The following is a 9,219-nucleotide window of genomic DNA, read 5'->3' as shown; positions in this document are numbered from 1 at the left end:
AGGGAAATTGAGCGGGAAAGATGACCAGATCTTACAATCTCAATGCGGGCAGACAAAGAAACAGCAGCACCTAACACACGGTCATACTGCATGGCAGTACTTTTAAATCAAATATTACAACATTCGCAGTTGTCTCTTTTGTCCTGTCAGTTCCTTTCCCGTCGGAAAGAAACTGCCACGACAGCATACCGCGGGAACGTTGGCAGTAATTGTTAAAACAGCAGATGACAAAAGAAGATTTTAATTATAATTGGACAAAATATTTTTCTGATACGATACCTATATCGCATATGTTTCGACATAATTATCCTGATAGATGGTTTCGAATACATAGTTTGCCTGGATCAAAGAGATATCCTGAAAACGTAAAAGAGTGGACTACTTTATTGTCTAGACAAAATCAAATTATTTCTGATCTGTTTGGCGAAAATAAAAAAGTAATACTTGTAACAGGAGAATATAATTGGGGAGAACGTACTGATTATATTACAGATGAAGAAGAGGTATTCAAAAGATATAGATTTGAGAGACTTGAGAATATTGATTTATACAAACTCTTTCCCGATGATTATGATGACTGTGAAACATATAGACCAGCATTTTCTGAGATAATTTGGGAAAGTAACAAACATGATAATTTATTAAAGGAAATTGCAAATGATAAAGTGAGAGCATTTTTTGTATCGTTTGATAAAAATATTTTAATTGCACCTTATGATGGAGGAGTTGATTTTGTATTGATTGATTCTGATACAAGAGATTTGTATAAACAAAGATATAAAGAGTGGTTATCACAAAGAGAAGATGGATGTTAATTGGATAAAAACAACTACTGCCAACACACGGTCATAGTGCATGCGGTTGTGTTTTTAATTTGCAAATTCACATTCCGTATGTCGTCGTTTTCGGCTTGACAGTCTCCACTTCGTGGGACAGTCAACCGCACGACACCATACCGCGGGAACGTTGTATGCAATTTGAGCAGACAGCGAACATATGAAGCATTATAGAAAAATAGTATTAATAATTATTTGTGCAGTTTGTTTAACAATAAACTACGGTTGCAAGACTCAATCAATTTGTGGTCTGTTTCTTCCAAGACATGAAATTACCTTCGAAAATGATTCGATATTTAAATATACTAAATGGAAATTAGATACTGACACAAATTCATTTGGTTATTATTCGGAAGGTCGTTATCTAAAAATTGACAAGAATACATATGTTTTAAATAGCTATGACTTTAATCCAGACTCGATTGAGGTTGATTATAAATTGAAAACAGATTCTTCAATTACTGGATATCGACTAAAAATAACTACTGAATTAGAACGAGAAGATTTTGATTTTCATTATGACACCTTGTTTCTAGACCTTGGAAATAAAATATGTAAATTCACTAAATCACAGATTGACACAACTATTTTATCCGACAATATCGAAAAGATTGGACTAAGATTAATTACCCAAGTTGATAGTGTTGTTCCAACAAGTTTGAATGGTAGATTTACAATAATCCCAATAAAAGATATTCCTGAAAAATATAATTACATTGAGATTCATTTTCCTATTTCTGCTAAATATTATAACTGGATTAATATGAATAATAAAGTACTTTATAGAAAGGGGAAAGGGAAAAAAACGAGATATTTTATATGGAATGACAATCTGCCAATAAGACTAAAAAATGAATAAAAACTGCATACAACACACGGTATAGTGCATGGCAGTACTTTTAAACTAAAAATATAAACGTTCGCTGCAACGTCTTTCGTCCTGACAGTTCCTTTCACGTATGAAAGAAACTGCCACGACACCATACCGCGGGAACGTTAGGCATTATTTAGGAAAACATTCTGCAAATGAGAGACGCAACCAGAAGAAATAGGAATATTGGGACTGCTAAACAAGGACATGGAAAAGACAACGAATTGACTATTCCACAGCCAGCCTTGACTCTCAGAAGCTTTTTTGAGCGATTGGATAATTATAATAAAATTCCAAGGACTATAAACGGCCATGATTTCTTATTTGTTGTTGAGCAAACAAGAGAGTCATCTAAACATGCTTGCACGATAAATGATATTTCAAAGATTATAGAAAATATACCAACTGAAGATTACGGTGATTTAAAATTGATAATTCTAAGACAGGCAAAAAGAAAAGAAGAAACTATGTCATCAGTATGGGGCAGATTGATTTATTCATATGAATTTGAGGGTGACTATTTTCCTGCGATTGTTATTGAGGCAATAGATTTTGACAGGAAGTTTAAGTGGACTAAGAAACTATCAGTAGATAGCCAAAAGGAATTGGAAAAACTAAAGGAGGACGGACACAAAATAGTAGACGATAAGCGACACTTTGTTGCGGATTACGAAATTGATAATGTGAGAACCACTCAACTATATCGAACTTTGATTCACGAATTCGGACATTATGTTCATTATTTAGAATTTGTAGAAAGACCAGGAACTGATGATGAAGAATATGAAGAATGGGAGAAACGATATGATTTATATTTTAAATTGCCGAAATCTGAGAAAGAAAAGTTTGCTCATAATTACGCCGACAAGATTAAAAGTGAATTGATTGAGAAAAAAATTATACCTTTTGAAAAAATAGAGGATGAATAAACAATGCCTAACACACGGTCATAGTGCATGCGGTTTTATTTTAATTTGCAAACCCACATTCCGTATGCCGTCGTTTTCGGCTTGAAAGTCTCCACTTCGTGGGACAGTCAACCGCACGACACCATACCGCGGGAACGTTAGTGGCAAGGCTGAAAAGATTGTTCATACTAATCAATGAATGAAAAACGCTGAAGAAATTAATAAGGAATTTATGGAGATTAAAAGTGAAGATTACTCTTCATTTATAAATTTCTATTCTGAAAATAAAGACTATTTTTCTTCAAATAAGCTTTTTGATGATGTGATTGGGCTTAAAAAAATTTGGATGCTATCAGAGATAATAAACTCAGCATATAAAGAGAAAGAATATGAACTGATAAACAATATCTTGCAACCAACGCTGAGAGGATTTAAAAAATACTCTTCACTCTATAACTATGATTTAAAAACAGATTCTTATTTCAAATTATTGATTTACAATATAGCTATAGACAACTTTAATAAAAAGAAATATTATAAAGCAACAAGGTACTTTCGTAATTCTGCAAACCTTGACAAACAAAATTCTCAACTTTTTGACTTTTATAAAGTTGCAAAATATAAACTTATTAAAAACACTAGCCGACTAATTGGATTATTTGGATTAATGCTCATATTAATAAAATACATTTCTATTTTGGTGCTGGATATTAATAAAACGGAATTCATATTGATTGGATACTTAGGAGCTATATTATTAGTTGGATATGGAATAATTGAAATAAGATTAAAAAGCCCAGCCACTAACACGCGGTCATAGTGCATGGCAGTACTTTTAAATAGAATAATTCAACGTTCGATGCTCGCGCTTTCGTATTGACAGTTCCTTTCACCCGTGAAAGAAACTGCCACGACACCATACCGCGAAACGTTGTAACCAATGCTATAAAAACAATATTATTAATCTATAAACACCTATTTATGAAAAATGTATTTATCTACTTTGCTGTTTTGACAATCTTTATTTCCTGTTCTCCTGATGAATATGAGAATTCAGAACGCTATAACTTCTTCCCTTTGGAAATTCAAAACGAATGGACTTATAATATTCTCCCAGAAAGTACATTTTATCCGAATCAAACCTTTAATATGAAAGTTTTAAAAGATACAGTGTTAAATATTCAGTCAGAATCGATCAAAACTTATATAGTTGAAAGTTCTAGAAGTTCAAATGATAATAAATGGTTTGTATTTTGGAATCATGATGAAAATGGTAATATTATTCAAAACGGAGTTCAAACAAATGGAGAAATTTTCTTAGATAGATCAATTCAATATAAAAAAAATCCCCAGGTTGGTGAGTTTTGGAACTTTAACCATATTATATATGGATCTGATTCTGGTTTTTTCATTGAAGAAAGTGAGATTAAATGCGTCAATAGTGACACTTCAATTGTAACAGAGGCAGGCACATTTGAGTGTTACATATATTTTGACAATTTTAAACGTTGGGAAGATTCAGATGAGAAAAGGTATTGGTTCATTAACTCAGATGTTGGATTAATTAAATATCAAATTATAACCGATGGAGAAATTGAATTAGAATATTCCTTAAAAGAGTATAAAATAAATAATTGAAAAAGCACAGGTTACAACACGCGTTCATAGTGCATGGCAGTACTTTTAAACAAAATATTTCAACGTTCGCCCACTGCCACTTTCGTCCTGACAGTTCCTTTCCCGTCGGAAAGAAACTGCCACGACACCATACCGCGGGAACGTTGTACCTAATTATGAATTAGCTCATGAAAAAGATAATGATATTATTATATGTTTGTCTGAACTTATACAGTTGTTCTTCAAACAAAACGAAAGAGAAAAAAACTGAGATTGCATCCCCAAAACAGGAAAGATCTGGTTTTACATTAAATATAACAGAGAATATTGATTCTAGCCCGAAAGAAATTCCAGATCCTTTTGCTGATAAAAAACTTGAATTAACAGATGACTCAACTGCTAATTTGATTATTAATCAATACAATAAACTTATCAGCGCTGACAGTAGTAATTTAGATAGTTTAGAATTAGAATTTTTCAATTCTTTCCCAGATAGCTTTGATGAATATTATAAATTATTTGGTTACAAAGATGATCATGCGATGCCTCTATATGGAGAAATGAGTATCATTTTTAAATTCTATGGTTTATCAAATATTGATAAAGTTAAACTCTATAACAAATATTTAGATATAGCTAAAAATGGACATTGGGAAGCAGACGCAATTCAAGATTTTGGAATTGATGATAAACTCAAAAATGACACCAAGATTATGTGTTCTGTTTTATCACAAAGATCTGATAATGAAATAAAAAGTATTTTATATTTTGTTTACGATGGCCCTCATCCTGAGGACCCCGGCGCATTGGATGATTATAACTCAACTTTGAGTAAAGTTAAAACTGAAAATGTAAGAATCGCTAAATTAATGGAAGAAACATATAATGGCTTACTTAAAAAAGTCGATGGTCACGGACACTAAAAATAACTAGGTACAACACGCGGTCATAGTGCATGGCAGTACTTTTAAACCCAAAATATCAACGTTCGCCCAAAGCACATTTCGTCCTGACAGTTCCTTTCACGGGTGAAAAAACTGCCACGACACCATACCGCGGGAACGTTGGCATTAATTTAAAAAAAATGAAACGATCACTTTTGTCACTATTGATTTTTAATACAATTATTAATTGTGGATTTTCACAAAATGACAATGGATTAATTTCAGAAATTAAAGGTAATTGGATAACAACTGTTATTCCAGATTCAATTCAGATAAACAAAAGAGTGCTTCCATGGAAAGATATATTTTATGGATCTTTGGCATTAACCATTAATGATGACAATACTGTAACAATTAGCGGAAATATGGATCGAGAATCTGTTAATTACAAAATAATTGATTCTTCAACAATTGAATTACCTGATTTTGATAATTCTAAAATTAGCTATTCAAAAGTCAACGATTTAATTTATTTTGGTGATTTACCATCTTCCAGTATTTACAGTAGAATGACAGATGATGATTTTACTGAAATAATTGCAGATGAAGACAAATTAATGAGATATATAATTGATTTAGTTTTTGATGATTATTTATCCAAAGATAAAATATCAAAAATTGATTATATTTCACTTGGACTTGAGACATATACGCCATTCACATTTGATGCTATAGGGATAAAAAACGAAGATGGCAATTTAGATTATTTTGGATGGGATATAATAAATGACACTTTGAGATTTTATAAAACCGAAAACAATTATGACGATGACTCAGGTTTTAAATATTTTGAAAAAGGAGAAATTGATAAAATTATAATAAAAAACTAATGCCAACACACGGTATAGTGCATGGCAGTACTTTTAAATAAAACACATCAACGTTCGCAACCGGCTCATTTAGTCCTGACAGTCCCTATCCTATCGGACAGAAACTGCCACGACACCATACCGCGGGAACGTTAGGTGCAACCGTCATTAAATTGACTGTCAATTTTGATTTAGTTGCTGCTCTTAGCTGGTTAGCCGTTAATTTGCCAACGCTTTATTTAAATGGTGCTTAGAGTTGGCAGACACCGGATTAACGTCTCCCCTATGCTGGCCTTCACGTTTGAGTAGATAGGGTGTGATCTTTAAACTCATAGTTGTCGCAGCAACTGTCCTTAGTACCAGGAAAGTTTCGTGTTTTAGGTTTTCAGATTAACGACAGGGAAATTGAGCGGGAAAGATGACCAGATCTTACAATCTCAATGCGGGCAGACAAAGAAACAGCAGCACCTAACACGCGGTCATAGTGCATGGCAGTACTTTTAAACCAAATAATTCAACGTTCGCTGCCAGCTCTTTTCGTCCTGACAGTTCCTATCCTATCGGACAGAAACTGCCACGACACCATACCGCGGGAACGTTGTACCCAATTTAGTAATGAAACATTTTAAAACCATAATTCTGACTTTCATAATGACTTTTAGTCTTTTATCTTGTAAAAACAATACGGAAAAAAGAAAAGAAATAGTTATTAAAAAAATTACTCAATTTTCGGACAAACAAGCTGAATGGAATAATTTGACAAATCGGATCTTAGAAAATCAATTTGTGAAATCAAACTTAGGAAAAGGAATTTACCCAACAGATTTTGAAAAATATCTATCAACTGAATTAATCAAAAACGGTGTCAAGAGGATTACTGTTCATAAAAGTTCAGAATGCAAAGAAGTAGAATATGAATTTGACTATGAGTATCCAATCGGAACTTTACATTTGACCTGGACAACCTGCGCGCCAAAACAAACTGAAAAAGGATATTATCAATCAGATTCAAACTATATTGAGATTTATGGAATTGGGAATAATTGGTTAATCTGGACTGATGGAGATCCAATATGAAGATAAAAAACTGGGTACAACACACGGTCATAGTGCATGCGGTTTTGTTTTAATTTGCAAACCCACATTCCGTATGCCGTCGTTTTCGGCTTGACAGTCTCCACTTCGTGGGACAGTCAACCGCACGACACCATACCGCGGGAACGTTAGGTTTCATTTAAAAAATGGAAAGATCTATTCTTAAGAAATTAAAATTAGTACTTATAGCTTTTACCGTATTAGCTATTCCGATGAGCTATGTGATTATTGCTTCTATTAAAATGGACAATGCAAATGAAGCATATAAAGAAGTTATGATTAATGATGGTAAGAAAATTGATTTAGCTATTCAAAAAATTAATAATGCTCAAAAAATTGTCTTTTGGAAAAATAATTTAACCAATCAAAAGGCTGAGTTACTATATAAAAAAAAGGAATATCGAAAGGTCCTTAATTGCATTGGAAATACAAAAGCATATTTATATAAAAGTTTGATTTACGAACATTTAAATAAATCAGACTCTGCAAAAATATTTTATGAAAAAGAAATTCCGCTATTGAAAGAACGGTTAAGTAAATGTAAAAATGATGCTGTTTTGTCACTACAAATTGAAAGACAAATAGCTTTAGTCTATACATTTCTAGGAGAAAAAGAAAATGCAAGTAAATATTTAAAGAAGATTCCTAATGATTTTTATTTTTATCAAAGGCGTATGATTCAAGAGTATGACTTTTATATTGAAGACTATAAGTCTGGAGGATACAAAAATTACTTGGAAGGTGAAACTGTTATCTTCGGTATTGATAGTTTAACATCTAATATCGATATAGACAGTTTATTCGATTCAAATAGATTTTATTACAATGGATATACCTCATTTGATGGTGAATATGAATTTAAAATCAAAAAAATATTTGAAAAGAAAGCCTTATCAATAGGAATGAATAAGATAGAAAAAACGAAACCTAACACACGGTATAGTGTATGGCAGTAATTTTAAACAATATGTATCAACGTTCGCGCACAGCTCTTTTCGTCCTGACAGTTCCTTTCACGGGTGAAAGAAACTGCCACGACACCATACCGCGGGAACGTTAGCTGCAAGTTTAATAAATGAAATATTACACACTACATATAAATGATTCAGGAGCAATAGAAGATTCTGAAGAAATTATTTTGAACAATCAGAAAACGTTGGTTTGTAAGATTTATGATAACCGAGAATTTAACGCTTTAAATGATATTTTGCACTCACTGGATGATTATGTTATTAATGATAAAACATTAAGGCTTTTTGAAGAAAGTAAAATAATACCATATGATCTTACACCAGTGATTGTAAAAAGAAAAGAAATTAACTTAGGCTTATTTAAAATCTCAAAATCATACAAGTATACACAGTTAAAAATTCGAGAATCTAATGATCTAAACTGTTATAACTGGATAAATTTTAATAAAAGTGAAATTCTTACTTTAAGAGGAGACAATGTTATTGGAGAACTGAAATCTCACAAGGAAAGATTGAAATACATTGAAGAAAATTTTAATACTACCTCTAAGATTAATCAAATTTATTCTCTGAAAATTTCAGAATCTGAGAAAAAAGAGAAAATAAAAGACCTTAAAACTTTCTCATGGAATACAAAAAGGATAGTTTTTAATAAACACTTTGATCCCACTATTGATTTATTTAAAATACCCTTTTATTCTTGGGGTACATACGTATCCGAAAGATTTAAAGATCTGCTAATAAATAATAATATTAAAGATATTGGATTTGCAGATACTAAGGAAGAATTAGGAAAAGTTTGGAAACAACATTTCCCAATTATAGAATTTGAATAGAAAAACCAGCAGCTAACACACGGTATAGTGCATGGCAGTACTTTTAAACAAAAAATTTCAACGTTCGCGCAAAGCTCTTTTCGTCCTGACAGTTCCTTTCACGGGTGAAAGAAACTGCCACGACACCATACCGCGGGACCGTTGTAAACCATTTTAGAGGCACATCAATACCTAATTATGACGAAGATTAAGCAAATAATAATACATAACTACAAATATTATATTTTCCTCTTTTGTCTATTTACATTTGGGATCATTAAAAGTCAAGAATCTATTGACACTATTAATGCTGAAGTATTTGAAAAGTTTTTAGAAAAATTTTATTCTGACAC

At 32.1% G+C, this 9,219-nt stretch carries 10 protein-coding genes; all 10 read left to right on the top strand.

The window, feature by feature from the left end; genetic code table 11:
* Positions 1-224 precede the first annotated feature (224 nt).
* The 10 genes from ACE1EF_RS19680 (at position 225) to ACE1EF_RS19635 (ending at position 8,887) form a co-directional block, all read left to right on the top strand.
* Complete coding sequence (locus ACE1EF_RS19680; RefSeq protein ID WP_375722422.1) at positions 225-815, top strand: DUF3885 domain-containing protein; 591 nt, start codon at positions 225-227, stop codon at positions 813-815.
* Positions 816-996: 181 nt separating this feature from the next.
* Positions 997-1,695 carry a hypothetical protein gene (locus tag ACE1EF_RS19675; RefSeq protein WP_375722421.1) on the top strand — a complete coding sequence of 233 codons (699 nt, stop codon included), beginning with the start codon at positions 997-999 and terminating at the stop codon, positions 1,693-1,695.
* A 167-nt stretch (positions 1,696-1,862) separates the two neighbouring features.
* The gene (locus ACE1EF_RS19670) at positions 1,863-2,636 is read left to right on the top strand and encodes a hypothetical protein (RefSeq protein ID WP_375722420.1); all 774 of its coding nucleotides are present in this window, start codon (positions 1,863-1,865) and stop codon (positions 2,634-2,636) included.
* A gap of 178 nt (positions 2,637-2,814) precedes the next feature.
* Positions 2,815-3,435 (top strand): hypothetical protein, encoded by a 621-nt coding sequence (locus tag ACE1EF_RS19665; RefSeq protein WP_375722419.1) that lies wholly within the window; start codon positions 2,815-2,817, stop codon positions 3,433-3,435.
* 161 nt (positions 3,436-3,596) lie between these two features.
* On the top strand, positions 3,597-4,253 hold the full coding sequence (locus tag ACE1EF_RS19660; protein WP_375722418.1) for a hypothetical protein: 657 nt from the start codon (positions 3,597-3,599) through the stop codon (positions 4,251-4,253).
* Positions 4,254-4,420: 167 nt separating this feature from the next.
* Positions 4,421-5,155, top strand: a complete 735-nt coding sequence (locus ACE1EF_RS19655; protein WP_375722417.1) for a hypothetical protein — start codon at positions 4,421-4,423, stop codon at positions 5,153-5,155.
* 32 nt (positions 5,156-5,187) lie between these two features.
* A complete protein-coding gene (locus ACE1EF_RS19650; protein WP_375722416.1) occupies positions 5,188-6,006 on the top strand; it encodes a hypothetical protein in 819 nt (272 codons plus the stop codon).
* Between the two features lie 594 nt (positions 6,007-6,600).
* Positions 6,601-7,062 carry a hypothetical protein gene (locus tag ACE1EF_RS19645; protein ID WP_375722415.1) on the top strand — a complete coding sequence of 154 codons (462 nt, stop codon included), beginning with the start codon at positions 6,601-6,603 and terminating at the stop codon, positions 7,060-7,062.
* Between the two features lie 164 nt (positions 7,063-7,226).
* On the top strand, positions 7,227-8,036 hold the full coding sequence (locus ACE1EF_RS19640; protein WP_375722414.1) for a hypothetical protein: 810 nt from the start codon (positions 7,227-7,229) through the stop codon (positions 8,034-8,036).
* 119 nt (positions 8,037-8,155) lie between these two features.
* Positions 8,156-8,887, top strand: a complete 732-nt coding sequence (locus ACE1EF_RS19635) for a hypothetical protein (protein WP_375722413.1) — start codon at positions 8,156-8,158, stop codon at positions 8,885-8,887.
* The last annotated feature ends 332 nt before the right edge of the window (positions 8,888-9,219 follow it).

It is taken from the genome of Quyinboa sediminis (genome assembly GCF_042219855.1).
In the GTDB taxonomy this organism is placed as follows: Bacteria; Bacteroidota; Bacteroidia; order Bacteroidales; family UBA5342; genus JBHJHP01.
The sequence above is the reverse complement of the archived record's forward strand: the minus strand, read 5'-3'. Positions and strand labels throughout refer to the sequence as shown.